Below are 22,107 nucleotides of genomic sequence, written 5' to 3' on the forward strand. Positions count from 1 at the left end.
GAAGAAAAACCGCGGAGGCGAATAGGGTGGCCGACCGGATCCTGATCATCGAAGACGAGCAGCGGATCGCCCGGGTGCTGGAGCTGGAGCTTCGGCATGAAGGCTACGGCGTGGAATGGGCGGAGGAAGGCGGCGAGGGGCTAGCGCTGGCGCTGCAGGGGGATTGGAGCTGTATTCTCTTGGATCTGCAGCTTCCGGGCAAGGATGGCTTCGAGCTTCTGGCGGAGCTTCGTGAACAGAACCCCCGGGTGCCGGTATTGGTGATGACGGCAAGGGATGCACTGTCCGATAAGGTGAAGGGACTGGATCTGGGAGCGAATGATTACATTACCAAACCGTTCGATTACGAGGAGCTCTCCGCCCGGATCCGGGCGATGCTCCGTACGGCACGGACTGCTGCAAGTGCCGACGAAGGCGAGATCAGCCTTACATTCGACGGCTTGACCGCCGATCTGAAGAGCCGGACCGTCACGAGGGACGACAATCCCATCGAATTGACGCCGCGGGAGTTCGATCTGTTGATCCATCTGCTCCGTCATCCGGGCATTCCGCTTTCCCGGGAACGGCTGCTGTCGGAGGTGTGGGGCTTTGATTTTGCGGGGGAAACCAACCTGGTGGATGTCTATATCCGGTATCTCCGGCAGAAGATCGATAAGGGGGCCAAAAAGAAGCTGATCCATACGGTGCGAGGGATCGGATACTGCCTCCGTGGAGCGGAGGAGGCTTGATGCCATGACCCTTAAAGCCCGGATCCTGATCTTCACCATGGCGGGCTTGGCCGCCATCCTCACGTTCTATACGCTCCTGATCTATGTCTTCTTCGTCCGGACCACCACGGACGCCGAGGTCCGGTTCCTCTGGAACCGGGCCCAGACCATCCTCCGCAAGCCGGAGGTGCGGCAGCCAGCCATGTGGGCCGCTCCCGATCTGCTGGAGGAGTTCATGCAGGACCACATGATGCTCCGGATCATCGGTCCGGATCAACAGATCCATGCGGAGGTGCGCAAGGATCTGGAGCTGGAGCAATTAATTCCCGTCTACCGGAAGGAATACCATACGCGGATCATTGCCAAAGGCTCGGTCCGGGTCATCTCCATTCAAGTGCCGATCCTGATGCTCCCGGAGAGGCAGCAGGTCGGAGTGCTGGAGCTGACCCGGTCGTTCAGCCTGTTCCGGGGTTATTTGCGGCTGCTGCTCTTGACTCTGGGCTCCGGCTTTGTAATCGGGCTTCTGTTCTCCGTTCTGATTGCCGTTACGTATGTCCGATGGATCTTCAAGCCGGTGGCGCAGCTGGCCGGAACGATGGAGCGGATCGAACGAAGCGGCAGCTTCGACCGGCTTGCTCCGGATTACACGAGAGAGAAGGATGAATTCGGCAGGCTGGGCCAAACCTTCAACCGGATGATGGCCCGGCTGGAGAACAATTATGAGCGGCAGCGTCATTTCGTTCAGAATGCCTCCCACGAGCTGCGGACCCCTCTGACCGTCATCCGCAGCTATGCAGGGCTGCTCCGCCGTTGGGGCGGCGACAATCCCGCCCTCCGGGAGGAGGCGGTGGAGGCCATCGAGCAGGAGGCCGTGAGGTTGAAGGAGCTGGTGGAGGGGCTGCTCCTGCTGGCAGACACGGAAGAAAATACGGGTCGGACCGAGCTGGGGACGGTCAAGCTGTGGAAGCTGATCGCCCGGACCGCCGGCGAGCTGTCCCGGACCTTCGGCAGGACGGTGGAGCTCGAGGCGGATGAGTCTGCGAGGAACGCGGTAGTCTTAGGCAACCCGTTGAAGCTGAAGCAGCTCCTGATCATCCTGCTGGACAATGCGATGAAGTACAGCACCGAAGCGGTAACCGTTCGTTTACGTGCCGAAGAGGAGGAGGCCGTTCTAGAGGTGGAGGACCGGGGAGAGGGCATTGCTCCGGAGCATCTCGGCAAGCTGTTCGACCGGTTCTACCGGGCGGATCAGGCGCGGAACCGGAAGACCGGGGGCAGCGGCTTAGGCTTATCCATCGCCAAGAAGATCGTCGAAGAACATGGCGGCGGCATTGAAGTGCGGAGCCGGTTGGGTCAAGGGACCTTGATGACCGCCCGGCTGAAGATGAACGCCAAGAGCCGTCCCTGATGGGACGGCTCTTAATGGGGAGTGTTTTAGTTGATCACGCGGCGGGCGGTGATGTAGTGGGAGCTCCACCAGTCGGAGCCCAGGCTGGAGTAGCGGACTCCGCCTGCACCGAAGGTGTGCAGAATTTTACCGTAACCGGCGTAGATGCCGACGTGGGCGATTTTGCCGCCGGAGCTGCGGGTGGAGAAGAACACCAGGTCGCCTTTACGCAGGTTGCTGCGGGACACATAATAGCCCTTCGTAGCCTGCTCTCTAGAGCTGCGCGGCAGATAGATGCCGTTCTTCTTGTAGACATACTGGGTGAACGAGGAGCAATCGAATACGCTGGTTACGCCGGAAGGGGCGCCGAATTGGTAGGGAGTCCCCAAATATTTGTTGCCGGTGGCGATGATCGCGTCTGCCTTGGATAATGCGTTAATTTCAATTGCAGCTGCTGCTGCAGGAGCGGGAGCTGTAATGGCCAGCCCCGTCCAAGCGAGGGCGGTGGCCAGACCAACGGTGGCAAAAGGGCGAAGGATGTGTTGTTTGAAGTTCATGGTGTAGCCTCCTTTGTAGTTTTGCTTGACCGAGCGTGTTGGCTGCGCGGCTTGCGGGTTGTCTTGCCTGAACCCAGTATAGCAGACCGCAAATTTCATGGATTTGGCAGAGACGCCTGAACCGCAGGCTCTCTCTGACATGAGCCTTGATTATTAGAAAACCATGAGAAATCTTAAGGTGATTTTGGGTTGACAAAGGAACGGCGTATATGATAGCGCATTCAAAAAACTCCGCTTTCGCCTATTCCGGCTTCCCTGCATACATTGAGAGAGGATGAGGGATATCGGAAACGAAAGGCGGCGCAATAGCCCATGCAGAGCATGCGTGACGGACGGAATCCACCGGTGTATCCAGCAACGGACGAAGAGCTTACCGCGGGGAAGGAGCAGGGGCGCGGGGAAGAGGAAGGGATGGACGCTTTGGAGCGGCTGTTCGGCGCCGTCCGGAGGAATGTGATCGGCCTTGATGAGCGCATCCGAACGCCATGCGGCGAGAAGCGTCTGCTGTATGCCGACTGGTGCGCCACCGGGCGCTTGTACCGCCCGATCGAAACGTATATGGCGGAGACGGTCGGACCCTGCGTAGGGAATACGCATACGGGAAGCAACTATACGGGAGGAGCCATGACCGCCGCCTACAAGTCCGCCCTGGCGCTTATTAAGCGGCATGTGGGAGCGGGACCGCTGGATGCGGTGCTCGCTTGCGGGACGGGAATGACCGGTGCCGTCAACAAGCTACAGCGGATGATGGGACTTCGTCTGCCCGAATGGGCGAAGGGGAGGGTGGCTCTGCGTGAGGAGGAACGGCCGCTGATCTTCATCACTCATATGGAGCATCATTCGAATCAGATCTCCTGGCTGGAAACCATAGGCGAAGTGGTTATCGTCCCGCCGGACCGGGACGGACGCGTATCTCCGCGGCATCTGGAGGAGCTGCTGAAGGAATACCCGCACCGGCTCTGCAAGATCGGAGCCTTCACCGCATGCTCCAACGTGACGGGCATCGAGACGCCCATCCCCCAGCTGGCCCGCATCATGCACGCACATGGGGGAATTATTGTAGCGGATTACAGCGCATCAGCCCCTTACACCGCCATCGATATGCATCCCGCGGATCCTCTTGCCAAGCTGGACGCCGTCCTCTTCTCTCCCCACAAATTCCTGGGAGGGCCCGGCACCAACGGGGTGCTGGTGTTCGATTCCCGGCTGGCCCGGAGCGGAATACCCGATCACCCCGGAGGCGGAACGGTCCAATGGACGGATCCGTGGGGAGGGCGGTTGTACGTGGCGGATCTGGAGGAGCGTGAGGATGGAGGCACACCGGGCTTCCTGCAGACCATCCGGACGGCCTTGTGCATCCGGCTGAAGGAGCATATGCGTCCGGACCGGATGGCCATCCGGGAGCTCATGCTACTGGACGTGCTGTGGAGACGGCTGGAGGCCGTGCCGAACGTTCGTATCCTGGAGAAGCGGAACCGGGAGAGGAAGGCCATCGTCTCGATGACCATAGGCGGCTTGCCCCACCTGCTGGCAACGCGGCTCTTGAACGACCGCTTCGGCATTCAGGCGAGAGGCGGCTGCTCTTGTGCCGGCAGCTATGGCCACTATCTGTTCGGAATTGGCCCGGAGGCCTCCTATAAGCTGTCCGGGCAGATCAAGGCGGGCTGCTCCGCATGGAAGCCGGGATGGGTCCGTGTATCGCTCCATCCGGTTATGACCGTAGAGGAGGCGGACCAGATCGGGTGTGCGGTGGAGGCCGTCGCGCGGTATGGAAGGGAGTGGGCCGGGGATTACCTGTGGGAGCCTGCAACCGGGGAATACCGGCATCGGGATGAAGCGGCGGGGGCGGTGCCGGACCTGATTCCCGGTCCGGAGCTATTCCAATAGGGCTTCCAAGGCATCCACCTTCAGCAGCTGGATCACATCGCCCTCGAATTCGATGTAGCCATTGTCTCTGAGATAGATGAGCTCCCGGGAGAGGGACGGCCGCGCGCTGTTCAAGTGCTCGGCCCATACGCGTTTATTGAACGGAAGGGTGATCCTTTCCGTTTTTTGTTTTTTGGATTCCTTCAAGAGGTAGTGGGCGATCCGCTGGCGCAGGGTGCCCAGGGACAGAATCTCGATCTTCTGGTTCAGCAGCACCAGCCGCTCGGACATGTTCTGCATGAAGGTGCCCATGATCTCCATATCCAGCGTGAACAGCTTCAGCAGCTCCTGCTTAGGGAAGAGGAGGATGGTGGAGGGTTCAACGGAAACGACGGTGGCGGGGTACACATTGGTCTTCGAAAAGATGACGGCCTCCCCGAAGGTGGAGCCCCCCGAGAAGCGGGACACCGTAACGGTCTTGCCGGTGGAGAAAATCTTCTGCACCTCGACGGTGCCGGACAGGACAAGCCCCATCAAGGTTGCAGGCTCCCCCTCGGTCACGATCAGTTCATTCTTGCCGCAGGATCTCATGATGGTCCGAATCCGGGACAGCAGGCTTAGGATCTCTTCATCGGACTTGGTGCGGAACAGCAGATTCTTCTTCAGGACCGACGTATCGATGTTCAAATTATGACACCTCTGTGAACGATTCGGATCGGTAACATCGGTTACCGTTCTCTCCTTGCCCAGTCTACTATAATGACCCCATAACGTAAAGCGCGAACGAAAGGGATGAACGATATGATACGCAGCATGGTTCATATCCACGAAGAATTGTGCAACGGCTGCGGCGTCTGCATTACAGCCTGCGCTGAAGGCGCACTGGAGCTTATCGACGGCAAAGCCAAGCTGGTTAGCGATATCTACTGCGACGGATTAGGCGCATGCCTGCCGAATTGTCCGACCGGCGCCATCGAGATCATCCAGCGGGAAGCCGAGGATTTCGATGAGTCTGCGGTGGAGAAGCGGGTTTCTGAGATGCAGCGGCGGACCGATGCGGACGAGGCGCTGGCCCGTTATGTGGCCGGCGGACAAAAGCCCGGCTCCGTTCAACGGCCGGAGCCCCATGCCCATGGTCACCATCACCACCACGGCCATGCCCATGGCCACAGCCACGGGATGGGAGGCTGCCCGGGCTCCATGTCGGCCAAGATCGAACGGCCGGCAAGCCGTCCGGACCCGGTAATGGCCGAAGCCCCGCAGGCGGCATTCTCCGGCAAGCCGCAATCCGAGCTTCAGCAGTGGCCCATCCAGATTCATCTGGTCAGCCCGGCCGCGCCGTTCTTCCAGAATGCCAATCTGCTGGTAGCGGCGGACTGCACGGCATTTGCCTACGGAGACTTCCATCGGGATTTCATCAAGAACCACATCACCGTCATCGGCTGTCCGAAGCTGGACGACAATGCGTTCTATGCCGAGAAGCTGACGGAGATTCTGGCGAAGAATGAGATCAAGAGCATTACAGTGGTGCGGATGGTTGTGCCGTGCTGCGGCGGCATCGTGCAAGCGGTGAAGCAGGCCATGCTCCAATCGGGCACCATCGTGCCTTACCGTGAGGTTACCGTCGGCTTAGACGGCCAACTGGTCCAATAAGTGACCCCTAGGCAACAGACAATCGTTAGCAATCGCTTGAACCCATAAATCCAATCTCATATGATCAGGGAGGAACCTTCACCATGTCTCAAATGTTCTGTTACCAATGCCAAGAAGCGGCTAAAGGCACCGGCTGCACCATCCAAGGCGTATGCGGCAAGACCAGCGACGTAGCCAATCTGCAGGATCTTCTGATGTTCGTATTGAAGGGCATCTCCTACTACAGCGTGAAGGCCCGCGCAGCGGGCGCCGATGTGAAGGCAGCCGACAAATTCGTCATGGACGGCTTGTTCGCCACCATTACCAACGCCAACTTCGACCGCGTCGTATTCATTGACCGGGTCCGTGAAGGTCTGGCACTCCGTGCCGAGATGAAGAAAGCGGCGGAGGCCCAAGGCGTGCTGTTCGCCGGCCCGCTGCCGGAGGCGGCTGAATGGTTCGCCGACAGCGAAGAGGAATTGGATGCCAAGGCAGCGGAAGTGGGCGTATTGGCGACGGAGAACGAGGACGTGCGTTCCCTGCGGGAGCTGCTGACCTATGGCTTAAAGGGAATGGCGGCTTATGCCGAGCATGCGTTCCAGCTGGGCTATGCCGATGACAGCGTCAACGCCTTCATCCAAAAAGGCTTGGCGGCCACTCTGGACGACACCCTGTCCGCCGACGATCTGGTCGCTCTGAACATGGAAGCGGGTAAGGTCGGCGTAACCGTCATGGCGCTCCTGGATACCGCCAATACCTCCACCTACGGTCATCCCGAGATCACCAAGGTCAACATCGGCGTAGGCAAGAACCCGGGCATCCTGATTTCCGGACACGATCTGCGGGATATGGAGGATCTCCTGAAACAGACCGAAGGCACTGGCGTAGACGTCTACACCCACAGCGAAATGCTGCCGGCCCACTACTATCCGGCCTTCAAGAAATACAGCCACTTCGTCGGCAACTACGGCAACGCCTGGTGGAAGCAGGATAAGGAGTTCGAGAGCTTCAATGGACCGATTCTCATGACCACCAACTGCATCGTGCCGCCGAAGGCCAGCTACGTCGGACGCATGTACACCACCGGCCAGTCCGGCTACCCGGGCGTACAGCATATTGCCGACCGTGAAGACGGCGGTGCCAAGGACTTCTCCGCCATCATCGAACAAGCGAAGCAATGCCAGCCTCCGGTAGAGATCGAGACCGGCGAGATTGTTGGGGGCTTCGCCCATGAGACCGTACTGAGCCTGGCCGATACCGTCGTCGGTGCCGTGAAGTCCGGGGCCATCAAGCGCTTCTTCGTCATGGCAGGCTGCGACGGCCGCATGAAGAGCCGCGATTACTACACCGACTTCGCGTCCGCACTGCCGAATGACACCGTCATCCTGACCGCAGGCTGCGCCAAGTACAAGTATAATAAGCTGGTGCTGGGCGACATCGGAGGCATTCCGCGCGTGCTGGACGCCGGCCAGTGCAACGATTCCTACTCATTGGCCGTCATCGCGCTGAAGCTGAAGGAAGTGTTCGAGCTGAACGATATCAACGAGCTTCCGATCTCCTACAACATCGCCTGGTATGAGCAAAAAGCAGTCATCGTTCTGCTGGCTCTACTGTACCTGGGTGTGAAGAACATCCACCTGGGACCGACGCTTCCGGCGTTCCTGTCCCCGAACGTGGCCAAGGTGCTGGTGGAGACCTTCGGCATCGCCGGAATCGGCAATGTTCAAGATGATGTCAACCTTTTCATGGCCGGCTGATAACCGATTTCATCTGTCATAGATTTTACAGAGATCGTCCACAATCTTGTAACGAATCCCCCCGTAAGGGGGGATTATTTTTTCACAGGTTTGAGATAAACTGAAGGAGGTTAGACTAGTTACGGAACTTAGAGGAGGATAAGGATTATGGCGAAATATACAGTTGTTGATAAAGGCGAATGTATCGCATGCGGCTCCTGCGGAGCAACGGCTCCCGAGATTTTCGATTTCGACGGCGAAGGTTTGGCTGAAGTGATCTTCGGCGGCGACAACAACAAGGGCGTAACCGAGATTTCCGCCGACCTGGAAGAAGTATTGACCGAAGCGGCTGAAGGCTGCCCGACGGAGTGCATCAAGATCGCTGACAAAGCATTCGCATAATATATACCAACCGCAACCGTGCGGTTGACGGACAGCCCGGAGGAATTCCTCCGGGCTGTTTTTTTATGGGGAAGAGGGGGGAGCGGCAAAGGGATCTATGGGATTCCCTTCGGGATCCAGGTACAGCTTATGGGTTCCATCGTCGTAGGACCAGGTAAGCCGTTCACGGATCTCAAGCAGATGAAGGTTATGGAACTCGTTGGACTGGAGTTGAAGGGAGATGCCTTCTTGGGACAAAACCTGCAGGATCTGTTCCAGCGTGCGGGGAAGAGGCACTTTGCGGATCTCACCTGTCCGGTAGAAGAGAACGGCATACTGGCTGTGATTCTTGTCCTCGGCGATGGAGATATAGGGCGGGGTGAAGTAGGGAAAGCCCGAAATTTCAGTCAGCTCCATGGCGGTGAGACTATCCTTGTAGCCCTCGGCGATATAGAGCTTGTCACCCGCGACGGGCTTATCAAGGGCGCAGCCTGTGATCGCGGCTGGAATAAGGAGAAACAGGGCGATTCCCACCCGGAGACGAACGGTAAACAATGACACGGCGCACCTCCAACCTATGGTTAAAAAAATCTGTTCAATCCTTGCCCTTCCATGTAAACTAGTAGACGTCCCATTTTTCTGTAAGGTTGCATCGGGCAGGCTGCTCGAAGAAAGGCAGAATCCGTTCCTATGAAAGAATATATCTCGGATTTGCTGCATTTCTCCAGAGGGGTTCGTTGGTTCGTGCTGACGGAGTCCATGATGGGAATCAGCATCGGTATCTTTAATTTACTCTTGAATCTGCATCTGCTGGCGTCAGGACTGAATGAGGCGCAGATCGGCGCCGTGGCCTCCTTCGGCATCATCGTCTCAGGGGCGGCTTCGATCCCTTGCAGTATGCTGGCATCCCGTCTCGGGAGGAAAAACTTGCTGGTTCTGGGCTTGCTCCTCATGTCGGCGGGATATGCGGTATTCGGTTTCGGTCAAGGACTAGAAGCGATGTACGCCGCTCAATTCCTCCAGTCATCGGGAGTGGCTCTCCTGATCACCACCGAGGTTCAGCTGTTATACTCTTACAGCAAGTCGAAGAAGGAAGAGACCCAAGGCTTCAGCATGCTGTTCGCCGTATTCACCCTCTTCACCGGTGTCGGGACGTTGGCCGGAGGGCTGCTGCCCCGCTGGATCGGAGGGTGGACCACGGATTATCAGGGAGCCATCGTAACGGCGGCCGTCTTCATGCTGGCGGGGGGCATCTCAAGAGGGCTGCTGCTCCCCAAGGAAACTTCGCAAGTTGGCTCCGCCGCTTCCGGGAGTAGAGGCAAGCGGAGGCTTCCGGGGAAGGCCGTCTGGCTGTTCTGTGTACTGAATCTTTTGGTGGGCACGTCGGCGGCGCTGATCGATCCGTTCATCAATGTCATCGTCAAATTCAGGCTGGAGTGGACAGATACGCAGACGTCGCTCTTGCTGACCGTCCATGGGGTGGTCCTCTTTCTTGCCTCCTTCATCATGCCGCCGTTAGTGGAGAGGCTGGGCCATCGGCGGACCTACCGTCTGGTTTTCCTCTCGAACATTGGAATCAGCCTGTTCCTGTCGGCCGTTATGCCGGTAGGGCTGTTCTCCTTGCTTCTGTTGGGCAGAGGCGGAGCCTTCATCATGCTGAACAACCTGATTCTCACGCACTCCATGTCGGCTCTTGAGGAGGAGGAGCGGGATGCCTTCGCCGGCCTGCGAATGGTTCTGCGAAGCCTCGGATCCTCCGTTGCGGCTTACGGGACCGGAGTTCTGCTGTCGGGCAGGCACTACGGGTATCCCTTTCTTCTGGCGGGAATCGGTCTGGTCACGGCGTATCTCTTCTTCATTCGATGGGTGCAGCCTCTCTATGAGGCCAGGCTGACGGATCCGAAGCTGCCGCTGCCTGTAGAGGATCCATCCACCTAAAAGAATAGAAGCCTCCGGCTTGCGCATTGCGCAGCTCGGAGGCTTCTGTTCGATTAAGGCTGCTACTTCTTGTCGTCCAGGGATCGCTTGAGCAGCTCGGCCAAGTTGCCCAAGGGCAGGTTCGGCTCGTTATCCCCGGTTTCATAGACTGTATGGGTGGTATAGATGGACTCCTCAGCCGCGTTGTTCTCGGCCAGCGTCAAGTCGCCGAAAGCGGCGATGAACACCTTGGCCGTATTCACGGCATCATCCACGGCCCGGTGGTGGGAGCCCTCGAAGGGAATCTCCAGCATCTCCAGGGCCCGCTTCAGACCGATCTGGCGGAAGGTCGTCTCTGTGCTGTGCTTGCGGGAGAATTGCTTCTGGATGTCATTGTGGTTGCGGATCCAATCGAGAGGAAGCTTATGCTCATTGCAGCTCTTCACCAGCTGATACTTGTCATCCGGGCCCCAAGCGCACATATAATAGGGCTCATCGCCGATCCACTGTCGGAAGGCTTCGATGGCGCTGGAGAGAGAAGGCGCATTCTGGATGTCCTGCAGGGTGATCCCTGTAAAGCTTGTCGTATGGGCGGTGAAGGAAGAGTCCCGAAGGGGCTTGACGAAGGTCTGGAATGTCTCAGCGATCTGCAGCTTGCCTTCCGTATCTTTTACCTTGACCGCACCGATCTCGATGATCTCGGCCAGCCACTCCTGCTTGCGGATCACCGTAAACTCTAAGTCATAAACGATGTAATTCATAGGAAACTCCTTATCCGGTCCGATAAGATCTTAGGAATAATTACGTGCTTATTGTAATACGAAAGAGGGGGATGCACAAGAAGGATCCTGGAATGGTTATAGGAAATAACTATAAACAATATCGTTATTATATATTTCAAATATAACCCCGAATCTGTCATGATGGAAGAAACCGGAAGGAGGATGCAGCATGGCAAATGAGGATCGGAAGGGTATGGTTTGGAACCCCGTCTTGTATGACGGGAAGCTGGGCATGGTCTCGGAGCTGGGCAGGGGCGTTCTCGATTGGCTGGCCCCCCGCCCGGGGGAGAGGATTCTGGATTTGGGCTGCGGCACCGGGGATCTGGCGGCGGAGATTGCCAAGAGCGGGGCAGAGGTCACAGGCCTTGACGCTTCCCCCGAGATGATCAGGGCGGCCCAGGCCAAATATCCTGGTCTCCGCTTCCGGGTAGGAGACGGCCAACGGTTCCAGCCGGATGACGGGGGCCGCTATGATGCCGTATTCTCCAACGCGGCGCTGCATTGGATGAAGGACGCCTCCGGAGTGGCCGACAGCGTTGCCGGCGCATTGAAGCCCGGAGGACGCTTCGCGGCAGAGTTCGGCGGCCAAGGCAACTGCCGGGTTCTGGTGGAGGCGGCGCAGACGGTTCTGCTCCAGCGGTATGGAGTTCAAGCGGAGGGACCGTCAGGGCCGTGGTATTTTCCGTCCATAGGGGAGTACGCCACGCTGCTGGAGCAGGCGGGCTTCCAGGTGGAATCCGCCGTCTTGTTCGATCGGCCCACCCCGATGCAGGATGGAGCGGATGGCTTGAGTCACTGGCTGGACACGTTCGGAGGACCGCTTCTGAAGGGTGTTCCTGCGGGAGACCGGGAATCCGTCTATCGCGAGATCGGCGCACTGGCAGCAGACCGGCTGTTCCGCAACGGATGCTGGGTCATCGATTACCGCCGGATCCGGATAGCAGCAAGATTGCCCGGATAGACGCCGGAATAGGAGTGGGACAGAGTAGCCGAGCAGAGCTGGTTATGCATGGAAGATGCCTATTTCACACAAAATACACGAACCTTCGACAATCTGGTCTTGCCTAATTAACCAGAGGTCAGTATAGTAAGTTAGGGCATTTCAACATTTGCTCTTTACTCTGGTAACGTATAAACGTGTGGGGGTCGTTTTTTTGTGAAGAATCAGCATCTAGGCGTCTGGCTTCTTACGGCATTGGTTGTCGGCAATATGGTTGGCTCAGGAATCTTCATGCTTCCCCGTTCTCTGGCGGAGGTGGCAAGTCCCGGAGGAACGCTGTTGGCTTGGGCGGTGACGGGAGCCGGAGTTCTTATGCTGGCTCTGGTCTTCGGCAACCTGGCCACCCGCAGGCCCGATCTGGCCGGCGGCATCCAGCTGTACGCCAAATCCTTGTTCCGCGAGGGCTCCGAGGCATCCGTCTTCGCAGGTTATTCCGTGGCTTGGGGCTATTGGGTCGCCAACTGGACCGGCAACGTAGCCATCATCACCACCTTTGCAAGCTATCTGTCCACGTTCTTCCCGTCTATGTCCAGCAGCAAGGAGCTGTTCAACATCGGTGGCGCTTCCGTTGCACTGGGAAATCTGCTTACCTTTATCGTCTGTACCTTACTGCTGTGGGGCATGCACTTCATTATTCTTCGCGGTATCCAAGGCGCCGGCAAGCTGAATTTTGCAGCGACCGCTGCCAAGGTTGCCGGCTTCCTCTTCTTCATCGTCATCAGCTTGTTTACCTTCGAGAAGAGCAATATGATTCCGTTCGCCGGCACGGTGGATGTGGAGGGAAGCAGCCTGGGCATTCTGGGACAGGTAAACGCGGCTGCGGTCGCCACCCTGTGGGCCTTCGTAGGCGTGGAGTCCGCCGTCATCTTCTCGTCCCGGGCCAAGAAGCAGATCCACGTGAAGGTGGCGACGATCTTGGGCTTGACCATTGCACTCGCCATCTACATGGGCATCTCAGCTCTGGTCATGGGAACTCTGCCGCACAGCCAGCTCGTTCAATCGGAGAAGCCGCTGGTGGACGCCTTGTCTCACGTCATCGGCAGCTCCGGCAGCTATGTCATGGCGGGACTCGGCTTGATCTCCTTGACCGGCTCCACCATCGGATGGATCCTGCTGAGCTCAGAGGTGCCGTACCAGGCGGCCCGGCAGAGGCTGTTCCTGCCATCCTTCCGCAAGGAGAACAAGCACGGCGCTCCGGTCGTATCCCTGATCGTCACGAATCTGGCGGCCCAGACCTTCATCTTCTCCACCATCTCGGGACCGATCTCGAAGGCGTTCTCCTTCGTAACCACCGTCGCCACCCTGTCATATCTGGTGCCTTATATCCTGGCTTCCGTCTTCCAGCTGAAGCTGGTATTCACGGGCGAGACCTATACGGGGCGCAAGGGGCGCGTGGTCGACGGAATCATTGCCCTCTTGGCCACGGCGTACTCCGTGTACATCATCAAAGTGGGGACTTCGGACCCGAAGACCTTCTTCCTGGGGTTGGGACTGTTCGTGACAGGCGTCTTCTTCTACCCGATGGTCCGCAAAAACCAAGATCCGCTCCAATCGGCGGATCGCTGATCGAAGCCGTCCGGGCTGTTCACGCCCGGCGGCTTTTTTTCACGGCATCGGCTGTCTATAATAAGGGAGGTGAAGGAGGGGTTCCATGGAAAGGAACGGTTCCCGGTTTAGCAGGGATGCAGCCCGAGTGTGCTTCATCCCGGTGTTGCTGATCCTGCTCTCTTATACGGCCTATCGGCTGTTCCGGCATAAGGTATCCGCTGAATGGTATGCCTGGGCCTCGGACTGGGATGCCGCCGTCTATGACTGGACGTTGAAATGGCGCGGGCCTGTGTGGACAGGCTGGGCCAAGGGGATGGACTTCCTGGGGTCGGCATATTGCGAATATCTCCTGCTCTTGATCGTTGCGCCGTTCCTGATTCGCCGGAAGCGCTGGAAGGCGGCGCTGGTCTGGGCAGCGGCCTTGTCTGGCGGATGGTGGGTCAACCACCTGCTGAAGGAGCTGTTCCAACGGGAGCGTCCCTCCGTGGTGCATGGTGTGATGACGGTCGGCTACAGCTTCCCCAGCGGACATGCTATGGTGTCCGTCGTCTTCTACGGAATGCTGGCTTACGGGCTTCTGAAGTACGGACCGGCTGGGATCAGGCGGTATTCCGCCCTCTTATGGCTGGGGGTCGCGGTGTTTCTCCTGTCCATGGGAGTGTCCCGCATTTATCTGGGGGTCCATTATGCCAGCGACGCGGCGGCGGGTTTGGCAGCCGGTGCTCTATGGCTCATGGTGTGGGTCATTCCGCTCCGCCTCTACTCCCGCGGATAGAACGGTCCGGAATATGACATAGTAGAGGGGAGACCGCAACCGGGGCATCCCGCAACTATCCGCATTCGGAGGGACAACTTATGGCAGATTCGCATTTGGAGCCGGTACTGGATTGGCTGAACAGCTGCCGGAACCAGCCGCTCCGTATCGAGAAAGAGGAGATCGGGGATACGGACGTATTGACGCTGCATCTGAAGGAGGTCAGCGTATCCGGCCAGCCGTCCAGCATGTATGACGATTACATCGCTCCCGAGGAGATTATCCTGCATGGAGAAGGGACAGTCAGGACGAGTGCCGGGCAGGCTCCGCTGCCCGGAGACCGGTTCGAGATTGCCTTGTCCAACCGCTGGGAGGGCCATTGGGAGGACTCCTCCATGCGGCTTCAGACCGGCAGAGCACAATACGTCATCACCAAAATGAACGGCGCCAAGCTCCACTAACAACGGTGCCTTGTCAGACCAAGCTCGGGCTTTCCTAGGAGGAAAGCCTTTTTTCTTTGGCAGACAAACGGTTCACCATTTGGACACAAACAATGTGATTCGTTTCACAAAACGTCACTCTTCCGGAAGGTAAAGTGAAGGCATAGAGAAGAGCGGAGCCTACTCAACCTACTAAGTGAATCCATTCACATATAGGCGGCCGATCACGATCAGGAGGGAATCCCATGACGACGACCCAGAACGCGAAGCAAAAATTGATTCTTATCGGCAACGGCATGGCCGGAATCCAAACGGTGGAGCACCTGCTGAAGCTGAATCCGAACCGGTACGAGATCACGGTCATCGGCAGCGAGCCGCACCCCAACTACAACCGGATCCTGCTGTCCTATGTCCTGGAAGGAAGCAAGGAGCTTCCGGACATCGTCTTGAATGATTGGTCCTGGTACACGGAGAATAAGATCCGCCTGCATGCGGGCACCACCGTTACCCGGATTGACACCGAACAGCGTATGGTTCATACCGACAGCGGATTGGAGCTTGCTTATGACGAATTAATCCTGGCTACCGGCTCCACCCCCTTGATCCTGCCGGTACCGGGTTCGGATAAGGAAGGCATCGTCGGCTTCCGCGACATCCAGGATTGCGAGCGGATGATGGAAGCGGCCCGCACCTACCGCAAAGCGGCGGTGATCGGAGGCGGTCTGCTCGGCTTGGAAGCGGCGCGTGGGCTTCAGCAGCTGGGGATGGAGGTCACCGTGGTCCATCTCATGGAGGATCTGATGGAGCGTCAGCTGGATCCTGCGGCGGCGGCCATGCTGAAGGCGGAGCTGGAATCCCAGGGACTGAAGTTCAAAATGCCGGCCAGCACAGCGGAAATACTGGGCGGTGAACGGGTTACCGGTCTCCGCTTTGCCGACGGCAGCACGCTGGAATCGGATTTCATCGTCATGGCAGCAGGCATCAAGCCGAATACGGCGCTTGCGGCAGCCAGCGGCATCCAGGTCAACCGGGGCATCGTGGTAGACGACTATATGCGCACCAGCGCACCCGGCATCTATGCCGTAGGCGAATGCAATGAGCACCGGGGCATCTGCTACGGCCTGGTAGCCCCTTTGTTCGAGCAGGCGGCTGTCCTTGCGAAGCATCTGTGCGGCGCAGAGACGGAGCCGTATACGGGCTCTACCGTATCGACGAAGCTGAAGATCTCGGGAGTGGATGTGTTCTCCGCGGGAGAGTTCCAGGACCGGGAAGGTCTGATGGCGCTGAAGCTGCATGACCCTTGGAAGAAGGTCTACAAGAAGATTCTGCTGGAGGGCGATATCATTGTAGGCGGCGTGCTCTTCGGCGATGTCGGGGACGCTGCTCCGCTGGCCAAGTGGGTGAAGGAACGCGCTGTGATGACGGCGGAGATCCACGCGGCACTTATGGGAGGCGGCTGCTGCGGAAGCGGCGGCAAGAAGAGCTCGGTGGAAGCCATGTCGGACGAGGACATCGTGTGCGGCTGCAACGGCGTCACGAAGGGAACGATCGTCGAGGGCATCCGCCAGCAAGGCTGGACCACCGTGGATCAGATCAAGGCCTGCACAGGGGCCACCCGCTCCTGCGGCGGCTGCAAAGGTCTGGTGGAGCAGCTATTGGCCCATACCTTGGGAGACGGCTATGATGCCGCGGCAAGCGGCAAGCAGGGCATCTGCGGGTGTACAACGCTCAGCCGGGACGAGATCGTGGCCGCAATCGAAGAAAAGGGCCTGAGCACTGTCCGCGAGGTCATGCATGTCCTGGAGTGGAGCCAGACGGAAGGCTGCTCCAAGTGCCGCCCGGCCTTGAACTATTATCTGGGCATGCTGCGGCCCGCCACCTACCAGGATGAGAAGGAGTCCCGGTTCGTGAACGAGCGCCTGCATGCCAATATCCAGAAGGACGGCACCTTCAGCGTCATTCCCCGGACCTACGGCGGCGTGACGAATCCGGCGGAGCTGCGCAAGATCGCAGAGGTTGCCGAGAAGTACGACGTGAAGATGGTGAAATATACCGGCGGTCAGCGCATGGCCCTCCTGGGTGTGAAGAAGGAGGACCTCCCGAAGGTGTGGGAGGAGCTGGGTCTGCCCTCGGGCTATGGCTACGCCAAATCCTTGCGGACGGTGAAAACCTGTGTCGGCTCCCAATTTTGCCGGTTCGGCACCCAGGATTCCATCACGGTAGGCATTGAGCTTGAGAAGAAATTCGAGCGTCTGTGGATGCCGGCCAAATTCAAGATGGCAGTAAACGGCTGCCCCCGCAACTGCGCGGAGAGCGGAACGAAGGATCTGGGCATCGTCGGCAACGACGGCGGATGGGAAATCTATGCGGGCGGCAACGGCGGCATCAAGCTCCGCGGAGCGGATCTGTTATGCAAGGTGAAGACGGATGAGGAGCTGATGGAGATTACCGGCGCCTACATCCAATACTATCGCGAGACCGGGAAGTTCGGCGAACGGACCAGCGACTGGGTGGAGCGTGTGGGACTGGAGGATATACGCCTGAAAGTGGTGGAGGATACGGCCAACCGCAAAGTGCTGAACGAGCGGGTGGAGCTGGCGTTGAGCCAGCTGAAGGATCCTTGGCAGGAGGTCGTCCGCAGTCCGGAGCTTCAGGAGAAGCTGTACGAAACCGTCCGTCCGGAAACCGACGCAGCCCATCACGCACCGGCCCAGGCCGCAGCTTCGAACTAAAGGAGTGTTGAAGATGAACGAATGGACCCAAGCATATATTCCGGTAGGCACTCTGGAGCGGTTCCCGGCAAGGATCGGCGTCCGGGTGCGCGTGAACGGTCTGGAGGCGGCGGTGTTCCGCTTGTCGGACGGCCGGATCTTCGCTCTCGAGAACAAGAATCCCCACCGCAAGGGAGGCGTCCTGAGCGAAGGGATGGTCAGCGGAGAATACCTGTACGATCCCCTCTATGACTGGAAGATTCATCTCCCTACAGGTCTGGTACAGGAGCCTGATACGGGGGCCGTCCGAACCCTGGAGGTCAAGATCGAGAACGGAACGGTCTTCCTGGCCGGTTAACGAACCGGAAGGACCCAGCATCCCCCATCATTTGCTTCTGCCTGCCGGGCGCATACTACATCTGCCGGATCGTGACCGCCACGGTTCGGCAGAGTAGGGGCGCCCGGCTTTTATATTGGCTATGCGCCCGGCGCGAGAGGAGGGAACGGTCATGAAGAGCACCAGTGAATTCTTGGACAAGCTGCATGACACCCAAGCCAAGGACGAGAAGAACCGCAGAACCCAGGGCAAGGGCCAGCCGTCCGAGAAGCTGCCCAACAAGCTGCATACGAACAATCCGTAGTCCATCTTTCATTCGGGTCTCCGGGAGGTGATACCATGGAGAACAAGCCGAGAAACCGCAGCCGAATCATCCGGGAGAATAAATTCCACGATGAGAAGGGCGTCAACACCTTGAAGGCGGAGAAAGCGGGGGATTATGTGCCCTCTCTGAATAAGATCAACAAGCAGAACAATCCCATGTAACAGGCCAGGCCCGGCCTGTACAAAACGCCTGTCCCCGGAAGAGGGAACAGGCGTTTTTCCATGACTTGATGGTGCCAGGGTCTGTCGCTGTCGTATGCTTACGTGACCGGTCAGGCCCTCTCCCGTTTCTGGGTCAATCCGGCGGAGATGAGATACCGGTGCAGGAAGTACTCGACGAAGGCGAACAGCAAACCGGTCAGCAGGGACCCCGTAAAGTTGGAGACGGCACCGTCGAACATTGGGGTGATGTAGTACACCAGCATGGTAACGGCTGCCCAATCCAGCACGGTGCTGATCCAGAGGGTGCCGCGCTTCAGGAACAGAAGCTCCAGTACAATGCCCGCCACGGCGATGACGGCTCCCAGGATGATGGGCTGGGTCCATCGGCCAAACTCCAGTCCGTCGAACAGCAGTGCTGACAGCCATAAGGCAACAGGGTTTATGATCAGCTTGAACACGAAGCTTGTCATGGTTGAACCTCCTTGTATAGGAATGGCATAAACAGGGTCTGTGTTATAGGGTCTCAATGCCGGACCGGGCTTATGCATGGGAAGACGGGCGGCCGGTGCGTAGTTTTTTGGCAGGAAACCTGCTACAATCAGGAAGGTATTCATACTAATAGCTGGCTGTTGGGTGGGTTATGCATGCGCATCGGAGTCATGGATTCGGGTGTGGGCGGCGTTACGGTTCTAGCTGAAGCGCTGCGCCGTCTGCCTGGAGAAGATTACGTTTATTTTGCGGATACGCGGAATGTGCCCTACGGCGAGAAGCCGAAGGATGAGGTCCGCCGCTTCATATTCGAGGGTGTGGAACGGATGCTGGAGCTGGACATGAAGGCTCTGGTCATCGCCTGCAACACGGCCACCAGCATAGCGGCGGCGGAGCTTCGGAAGACCTATGATTTTCCGATTATCGGAATGGAACCGGCCGTGAAGCCGGCGGTGCTGAAGAACGAGACCCATGAGAAGCGGGTCCTGGTCTGCGCCACCAGCCTCACGCTGAAGGAAACGAAATACAAAGAGCTGGTATCCGCAGTGGACCGCAAGCATATCGTGGATTCCCTAGCCTTGCCCGGGCTGGTAGAGCTGGCCGAGCGCGGGATGTTCGAAGGTTCCGAGGCCGAGGCGTATCTCAGGCAGGAGCTGTCGAAGCTGGAGCTGGCGAACTACGGGACGGCCGTTCTCGGCTGCACACACTTCCCGCTGTTCAGCCAAGTGTTCCGGAAGGTGCTTTCTCCCGGTACGGACATTATCGACGGTGCCGAAGGCACAGTGAAGCACTTGGCTTCCGTGCTGGACCGGGAAGGGCTGAGCGGCGGAGGCTCCGGAAGGGTGCTGTTCGAGTCGTCGGGATGCCGGGAGACGGACCTGCTCGTGTTCCAAGCGGCGCTGGAGCAGGCCCGGAGCCTGATCCTGTAATCGGACCGTTTGGCATTTGAAGGAGCCTTCTTGTACAATAAGGATGGTAAATCCTAACGGTCCGGGAGGTCTTTTTCCTTATGAACATCACTTATCTGGGACATTCATCCCTGCTCGTCGAGCATGACGGGATCCGGGTGGTTATCGATCCCTTCCTGTCGGGGAATCCGCAATCGGCGGTGCAAGCGGCGGAGCTGAAGGTGAATGCGGTGCTCCTGACCCATGGGCACGACGATCATTTCGGCGACACGCTGGAGATTGCGGCTAAGAATGATTGCCCGGTGGTGGCCATCCATGAGCTGGCCGTGTTCTGCTCCTCTAAGGGCGTGAAAGCCCATGGCATGAACCTGGGGGGCTCCCACCAGTTCGAAGGCTTCCGGGTGAAGCTCATGCCCGCTTGGCACAGCAATTCCGTACGGGACGGAGACAAGCTCCTGTATGCAGGAGAACCGGCCGGCATTCTCTTGACCATGGGCGGTAAGACCCTTTATCATGCGGGAGATACGGCTCTCTTCAGCGACCTGAAGCTGGTCAGCGAGCTGCATAAGCTGGATGCGGCTGCGCTTCCGATCGGGGATAACTATACCATGGGACCAGAGGAGGCGGCGATTGCCTCGGAGTGGCTCCGTCCGGGCGTTGTGATTCCCCTCCACTTCAACACGTTCCCGATGATCCGGCAGGATGGAGATGCATTCGTGAAGCTGTGTGAGGCGAAGGGAATCCGCGCCTGTACGCTGGCGGCAGGGGAAAGTCTGGAAGTCTAGATTCGAGCGGATGGCGGCATGCCGGAGAAGGAAATCCTAACAGGGGTTTCCTTTTTTGTTTAGGCTCCCAATTTCTTGGAGACAGGAAAGGCAGGTTGACGCCATGCGCAAGCCGGTGTCCGAAACAGGCAGCGAGAAACAACTGGTGGAGGTTATTAAGGAAACGGCGAAGCCGTTGGACAAGGCGGAGGATCTGGATCCGCTGGTGAAAGCGTCGGGAGGCGCCCGGATCGTCATGCTGGGGGAGGCGTCCCACGGGACCTCTGAATTCTATACCTGGCGGGCGGAGCTAACCAAGCGTCTCATCCGGGAAAAAGGCTTCCGCTTCATCGCCGTGGAGGGCGACTGGCCCTCCTGTTATGAGTTGAACCGTTGGGTGAAGGGCGAGACGGCCGAAGCGGTGACGGCGGAGGAGCTTCTGTCGCTCTCCTTCCGCCGCTGGCCGTCATGGATGTGGGCGAACCGTGAGGTGGCGGAGCTGATGGTATGGCTTCGGGATTGGAACAAGAAGCTGAAACCGGAGGAGCAGGTCGGCTTCTATGGCCTGGATGTATACAGCCTCTGGGAATCCATCGATGAGGTGCTGGGGTATGTAAGGCGCAAGGGCGACGAGGCGCTAACCGCGGCTGCTGAGAAGGCCTTCGAGTGCTTCCAGGGCTACGGCCGGGATGAGCAGCGGTACGCCGTATCCACCGCTTATCTGGATGCCTCCTGCGAGGACGAGGTGGTGGACCTGCTTGGCAGACTGCGCCGCGAACGGGTGCGGATGGAAGCGGCGGGAGCCGGCGGGGATGCGGCCTTCAGTGCTGAGATCAACGCCTTGGTTGCGGCCAACGCCGAGCATTATTACCGGACGATGGTCGGTGGGGATGCGGAGTCCTGGAACATCCGGGACGAACATATGGCCGAGGTGCTGGCAAAGCTGATGGAGTACCACGGGCCGGAGGCCAAGGCGGTGATCTGGGAACATAACACCCATGTGGGGGATGCCCGTGCAACCGACATGCTGGAGGACGGGATGGTGAATGTGGGCCAGCTGGTCCGGGAGCGGTTCGAGCGTTCCTTCGCCGTGGGCTTCAGCACCTACCGCGGCAGCGTGCTGGCCGGCTCCTCCTGGGGAGCTCCGGTTCAGACCATGCCCGTGCCTGAAGCCTGGAAGAACAGCTGGGACGAGCTTCTCCACCGGGCGGGGGGAGGCAACAAGCTGCTGCTGTTCGGCGAGAGCTCCTCGAGCCTCTTCGAGGACACGCGGGGTCAGCGTGCCATCGGGGTTGTGTACCGTCCCCAGAGCGAATGGGGCAATTACGTGCCCACTTCGCTGTCCAAGCGCTACGACGCCTTGCTGTACCTGGAGGAGACGAAGGCTCTGAGCTTCCTCCAGCAGCGGGAGCCCGCCTTGGTCTAGCTGCCGGAAAGAATGGGTATAGACGCATCTTTCCCATTGCATGGACCTGAGGCTGGTGATAAAGTGGCAAGGTACCGGTATGGATAACGGTGGAAGCAGATGTTGAAGAGGAGGAGTCCCATGCGCGAGATGATGCGGGCCGACAGCGGCTTTACCGGCCTGAGCCGGACGATATGGGACGTAATCCGCAACTGGCGCGGCTGATAGATGATGAGCCGACGTGGGACGCACGATTACGGGAGTATTCGTGCGTCCCTTTTTGCGTTGGGTAGCAAAAAG

General features: G+C 58.6%; 23 protein-coding genes. 18 read left to right on the forward strand and 5 right to left on the reverse strand.

Translation table 11 applies throughout. The features are described 5' to 3' along the window. Positions 1 to 26: 26 nt before the first annotated feature. Entirely contained in the window at positions 27 to 728 is a 702-nt protein-coding gene (locus ACSEXW_RS21885) for a response regulator transcription factor (protein ID WP_438448308.1), read from the forward strand. A gap of 4 nt (positions 729 to 732) precedes the next feature. Then, a complete protein-coding gene (locus ACSEXW_RS21890; protein WP_438448309.1) occupies positions 733 to 2,115 on the forward strand; it encodes a sensor histidine kinase in 1,383 nt (460 codons plus the stop codon). 26 nt (positions 2,116 to 2,141) lie between these two features. Here ACSEXW_RS21890 and ACSEXW_RS21895 read toward each other — a convergent pair whose 3' ends face one another. Further along, positions 2,142 to 2,651: a C40 family peptidase gene (locus tag ACSEXW_RS21895; RefSeq protein ID WP_438448310.1), complete on the reverse strand. Its 510-nt coding sequence runs from the start codon at positions 2,649 to 2,651 to the stop codon at positions 2,142 to 2,144. A gap of 411 nt (positions 2,652 to 3,062) precedes the next feature. Here ACSEXW_RS21895 and ACSEXW_RS21900 point away from each other — a divergent pair, with 411 nt between their 5' ends. Beyond that, positions 3,063 to 4,538, forward strand: a complete 1,476-nt coding sequence (locus ACSEXW_RS21900; protein ID WP_438448392.1) for an aminotransferase class V-fold PLP-dependent enzyme — start codon at positions 3,063 to 3,065, stop codon at positions 4,536 to 4,538. Here the strand turns inward: ACSEXW_RS21900 and ACSEXW_RS21905 are convergent. Continuing rightward, positions 4,527 to 5,204: a Crp/Fnr family transcriptional regulator gene (locus ACSEXW_RS21905; RefSeq protein WP_438448311.1), complete on the reverse strand. Its 678-nt coding sequence runs from the start codon at positions 5,202 to 5,204 to the stop codon at positions 4,527 to 4,529. The genes ACSEXW_RS21900 and ACSEXW_RS21905 overlap by 12 nt on opposite strands. Positions 5,205 to 5,318: 114 nt before the next feature. Between ACSEXW_RS21905 and ACSEXW_RS21910 the strand changes: the two genes are divergently transcribed. From ACSEXW_RS21910 to ACSEXW_RS21920, 3 genes are all read left to right on the forward strand, one after another. Continuing rightward, on the forward strand, positions 5,319 to 6,170 hold the full coding sequence (locus tag ACSEXW_RS21910; protein ID WP_438448312.1) for an ATP-binding protein: 852 nt from the start codon (positions 5,319 to 5,321) through the stop codon (positions 6,168 to 6,170). 83 nt (positions 6,171 to 6,253) lie between these two features. After that, positions 6,254 to 7,906 carry a hydroxylamine reductase gene (gene hcp / locus ACSEXW_RS21915; RefSeq protein ID WP_438448313.1) on the forward strand — a complete coding sequence of 551 codons (1,653 nt, stop codon included), beginning with the start codon at positions 6,254 to 6,256 and terminating at the stop codon, positions 7,904 to 7,906. A 147-nt stretch (positions 7,907 to 8,053) separates the two neighbouring features. Beyond that, positions 8,054 to 8,287 carry a ferredoxin gene (locus tag ACSEXW_RS21920; protein WP_438448314.1) on the forward strand — a complete coding sequence of 78 codons (234 nt, stop codon included), beginning with the start codon at positions 8,054 to 8,056 and terminating at the stop codon, positions 8,285 to 8,287. 63 nt (positions 8,288 to 8,350) lie between these two features. Here ACSEXW_RS21920 and ACSEXW_RS21925 read toward each other — a convergent pair whose 3' ends face one another. Further along, positions 8,351 to 8,827: a hypothetical protein gene (locus ACSEXW_RS21925; RefSeq protein ID WP_438448315.1), complete on the reverse strand. Its 477-nt coding sequence runs from the start codon at positions 8,825 to 8,827 to the stop codon at positions 8,351 to 8,353. 129 nt (positions 8,828 to 8,956) lie between these two features. Here ACSEXW_RS21925 and ACSEXW_RS21930 point away from each other — a divergent pair, with 129 nt between their 5' ends. Next, complete coding sequence (locus tag ACSEXW_RS21930) at positions 8,957 to 10,204, forward strand: MFS transporter (RefSeq protein WP_438448316.1); 1,248 nt, start codon at positions 8,957 to 8,959, stop codon at positions 10,202 to 10,204. 62 nt (positions 10,205 to 10,266) lie between these two features. On the opposite strand, the gene ACSEXW_RS21935 is transcribed toward ACSEXW_RS21930, so the two are convergent. After that, the gene (locus ACSEXW_RS21935; RefSeq protein ID WP_438448317.1) at positions 10,267 to 10,944 is read right to left on the reverse strand and encodes a 3'-5' exonuclease; all 678 of its coding nucleotides are present in this window, start codon (positions 10,942 to 10,944) and stop codon (positions 10,267 to 10,269) included. A 190-nt stretch (positions 10,945 to 11,134) separates the two neighbouring features. On the opposite strand from ACSEXW_RS21935, the gene ACSEXW_RS21940 reads away from it, so the two are divergent. The 8 genes from ACSEXW_RS21940 to ACSEXW_RS21975 all read left to right on the forward strand — a co-directional run bounded on the left by ACSEXW_RS21940 (position 11,135) and on the right by ACSEXW_RS21975 (position 18,241). Continuing rightward, complete coding sequence (locus ACSEXW_RS21940) at positions 11,135 to 11,926, forward strand: class I SAM-dependent methyltransferase (protein WP_438448318.1); 792 nt, start codon at positions 11,135 to 11,137, stop codon at positions 11,924 to 11,926. A gap of 195 nt (positions 11,927 to 12,121) precedes the next feature. Continuing rightward, entirely contained in the window at positions 12,122 to 13,531 is a 1,410-nt protein-coding gene (locus ACSEXW_RS21945) for an amino acid permease (protein ID WP_438448319.1), read from the forward strand. Between the two features lie 85 nt (positions 13,532 to 13,616). Further along, positions 13,617 to 14,288: a phosphatase PAP2 family protein gene (locus ACSEXW_RS21950; protein ID WP_438448320.1), complete on the forward strand. Its 672-nt coding sequence runs from the start codon at positions 13,617 to 13,619 to the stop codon at positions 14,286 to 14,288. 80 nt (positions 14,289 to 14,368) lie between these two features. Continuing rightward, positions 14,369 to 14,728: a protein YmzB gene (gene ymzB / locus ACSEXW_RS21955; protein ID WP_438448321.1), complete on the forward strand. Its 360-nt coding sequence runs from the start codon at positions 14,369 to 14,371 to the stop codon at positions 14,726 to 14,728. A gap of 224 nt (positions 14,729 to 14,952) precedes the next feature. Continuing rightward, positions 14,953 to 17,439 (forward strand): nitrite reductase large subunit NirB, encoded by a 2,487-nt coding sequence (nirB, locus tag ACSEXW_RS21960; RefSeq protein ID WP_438448322.1) that lies wholly within the window; start codon positions 14,953 to 14,955, stop codon positions 17,437 to 17,439. A gap of 13 nt (positions 17,440 to 17,452) precedes the next feature. Next, positions 17,453 to 17,776 carry a nitrite reductase small subunit NirD gene (gene nirD / locus ACSEXW_RS21965; RefSeq protein WP_438448323.1) on the forward strand — a complete coding sequence of 108 codons (324 nt, stop codon included), beginning with the start codon at positions 17,453 to 17,455 and terminating at the stop codon, positions 17,774 to 17,776. A gap of 151 nt (positions 17,777 to 17,927) precedes the next feature. Then, positions 17,928 to 18,059: a DUF4023 domain-containing protein gene (locus tag ACSEXW_RS21970; protein WP_438448324.1), complete on the forward strand. Its 132-nt coding sequence runs from the start codon at positions 17,928 to 17,930 to the stop codon at positions 18,057 to 18,059. Between the two features lie 35 nt (positions 18,060 to 18,094). Next, the gene (locus ACSEXW_RS21975) at positions 18,095 to 18,241 is read left to right on the forward strand and encodes a hypothetical protein (RefSeq protein ID WP_438448325.1); all 147 of its coding nucleotides are present in this window, start codon (positions 18,095 to 18,097) and stop codon (positions 18,239 to 18,241) included. 110 nt (positions 18,242 to 18,351) lie between these two features. On the opposite strand, the gene ACSEXW_RS21980 is transcribed toward ACSEXW_RS21975, so the two are convergent. Further along, positions 18,352 to 18,711 carry a DUF2512 family protein gene (locus tag ACSEXW_RS21980; RefSeq protein WP_438448326.1) on the reverse strand — a complete coding sequence of 120 codons (360 nt, stop codon included), beginning with the start codon at positions 18,709 to 18,711 and terminating at the stop codon, positions 18,352 to 18,354. A 174-nt stretch (positions 18,712 to 18,885) separates the two neighbouring features. Here ACSEXW_RS21980 and murI point away from each other — a divergent pair, with 174 nt between their 5' ends. The 3 genes from murI (at position 18,886) to ACSEXW_RS21995 (ending at position 21,828) form a co-directional block, all read left to right on the forward strand. Then, the gene (murI, locus tag ACSEXW_RS21985; RefSeq protein ID WP_438448327.1) at positions 18,886 to 19,659 is read left to right on the forward strand and encodes a glutamate racemase; all 774 of its coding nucleotides are present in this window, start codon (positions 18,886 to 18,888) and stop codon (positions 19,657 to 19,659) included. Positions 19,660 to 19,739: 80 nt separating this feature from the next. Then, positions 19,740 to 20,423 (forward strand): metal-dependent hydrolase, encoded by a 684-nt coding sequence (locus ACSEXW_RS21990; protein WP_438448328.1) that lies wholly within the window; start codon positions 19,740 to 19,742, stop codon positions 20,421 to 20,423. Positions 20,424 to 20,526: 103 nt separating this feature from the next. Beyond that, positions 20,527 to 21,828, forward strand: coding sequence for an erythromycin esterase family protein (locus ACSEXW_RS21995; RefSeq protein ID WP_438448329.1), 1,302 nt, complete (start codon positions 20,527 to 20,529; stop codon positions 21,826 to 21,828). The last annotated feature ends 279 nt before the right edge of the window (positions 21,829 to 22,107 follow it).

It is taken from the genome of Oryzibacillus soli (assembly GCF_051594765.1).
Taxonomy (GTDB): Bacteria; Bacillota; Bacilli; order Paenibacillales; family NBRC-103111; genus Paenibacillus_AR.

What these genes read in the sequence shown, in the direction of transcription:
- ACSEXW_RS21890 (WP_438448309.1), top strand. Translation starts at nt 733, where the DNA reads ATGACCCTTAAAGCCCGGATCCTGATCTTCACCATGGCGGGCTTGGCC.
- ACSEXW_RS21895 (WP_438448310.1), bottom strand. Translation starts at nt 2,651, where the DNA reads ATGAACTTCAAACAACACATCCTTCGCCCTTTTGCCACCGTTGGTCTG.
- ACSEXW_RS21900 (WP_438448392.1), top strand. Translation starts at nt 3,063, where the DNA reads ATGGACGCTTTGGAGCGGCTGTTCGGCGCCGTCCGGAGGAATGTGATC.
- ACSEXW_RS21910 (WP_438448312.1), top strand. Translation starts at nt 5,319, where the DNA reads ATGATACGCAGCATGGTTCATATCCACGAAGAATTGTGCAACGGCTGC.
- hcp (WP_438448313.1), top strand. Translation starts at nt 6,254, where the DNA reads ATGTCTCAAATGTTCTGTTACCAATGCCAAGAAGCGGCTAAAGGCACC.
- ACSEXW_RS21920 (WP_438448314.1), top strand. Translation starts at nt 8,054, where the DNA reads ATGGCGAAATATACAGTTGTTGATAAAGGCGAATGTATCGCATGCGGC.
- ACSEXW_RS21930 (WP_438448316.1), top strand. Translation starts at nt 8,957, where the DNA reads ATGAAAGAATATATCTCGGATTTGCTGCATTTCTCCAGAGGGGTTCGT.
- ACSEXW_RS21935 (WP_438448317.1), bottom strand. Translation starts at nt 10,944, where the DNA reads ATGAATTACATCGTTTATGACTTAGAGTTTACGGTGATCCGCAAGCAG.
- ACSEXW_RS21940 (WP_438448318.1), top strand. Translation starts at nt 11,135, where the DNA reads ATGGCAAATGAGGATCGGAAGGGTATGGTTTGGAACCCCGTCTTGTAT.
- ACSEXW_RS21950 (WP_438448320.1), top strand. Translation starts at nt 13,617, where the DNA reads ATGGAAAGGAACGGTTCCCGGTTTAGCAGGGATGCAGCCCGAGTGTGC.
- ymzB (WP_438448321.1), top strand. Translation starts at nt 14,369, where the DNA reads ATGGCAGATTCGCATTTGGAGCCGGTACTGGATTGGCTGAACAGCTGC.
- nirB (WP_438448322.1), top strand. Translation starts at nt 14,953, where the DNA reads ATGACGACGACCCAGAACGCGAAGCAAAAATTGATTCTTATCGGCAAC.
- nirD (WP_438448323.1), top strand. Translation starts at nt 17,453, where the DNA reads ATGAACGAATGGACCCAAGCATATATTCCGGTAGGCACTCTGGAGCGG.
- ACSEXW_RS21970 (WP_438448324.1), top strand. Translation starts at nt 17,928, where the DNA reads ATGAAGAGCACCAGTGAATTCTTGGACAAGCTGCATGACACCCAAGCC.
- ACSEXW_RS21975 (WP_438448325.1), top strand. Translation starts at nt 18,095, where the DNA reads ATGGAGAACAAGCCGAGAAACCGCAGCCGAATCATCCGGGAGAATAAA.
- ACSEXW_RS21980 (WP_438448326.1), bottom strand. Translation starts at nt 18,711, where the DNA reads ATGACAAGCTTCGTGTTCAAGCTGATCATAAACCCTGTTGCCTTATGG.
- murI (WP_438448327.1), top strand. Translation starts at nt 18,886, where the DNA reads ATGCGCATCGGAGTCATGGATTCGGGTGTGGGCGGCGTTACGGTTCTA.
- ACSEXW_RS21990 (WP_438448328.1), top strand. Translation starts at nt 19,740, where the DNA reads ATGAACATCACTTATCTGGGACATTCATCCCTGCTCGTCGAGCATGAC.
- ACSEXW_RS21995 (WP_438448329.1), top strand. Translation starts at nt 20,527, where the DNA reads ATGCGCAAGCCGGTGTCCGAAACAGGCAGCGAGAAACAACTGGTGGAG.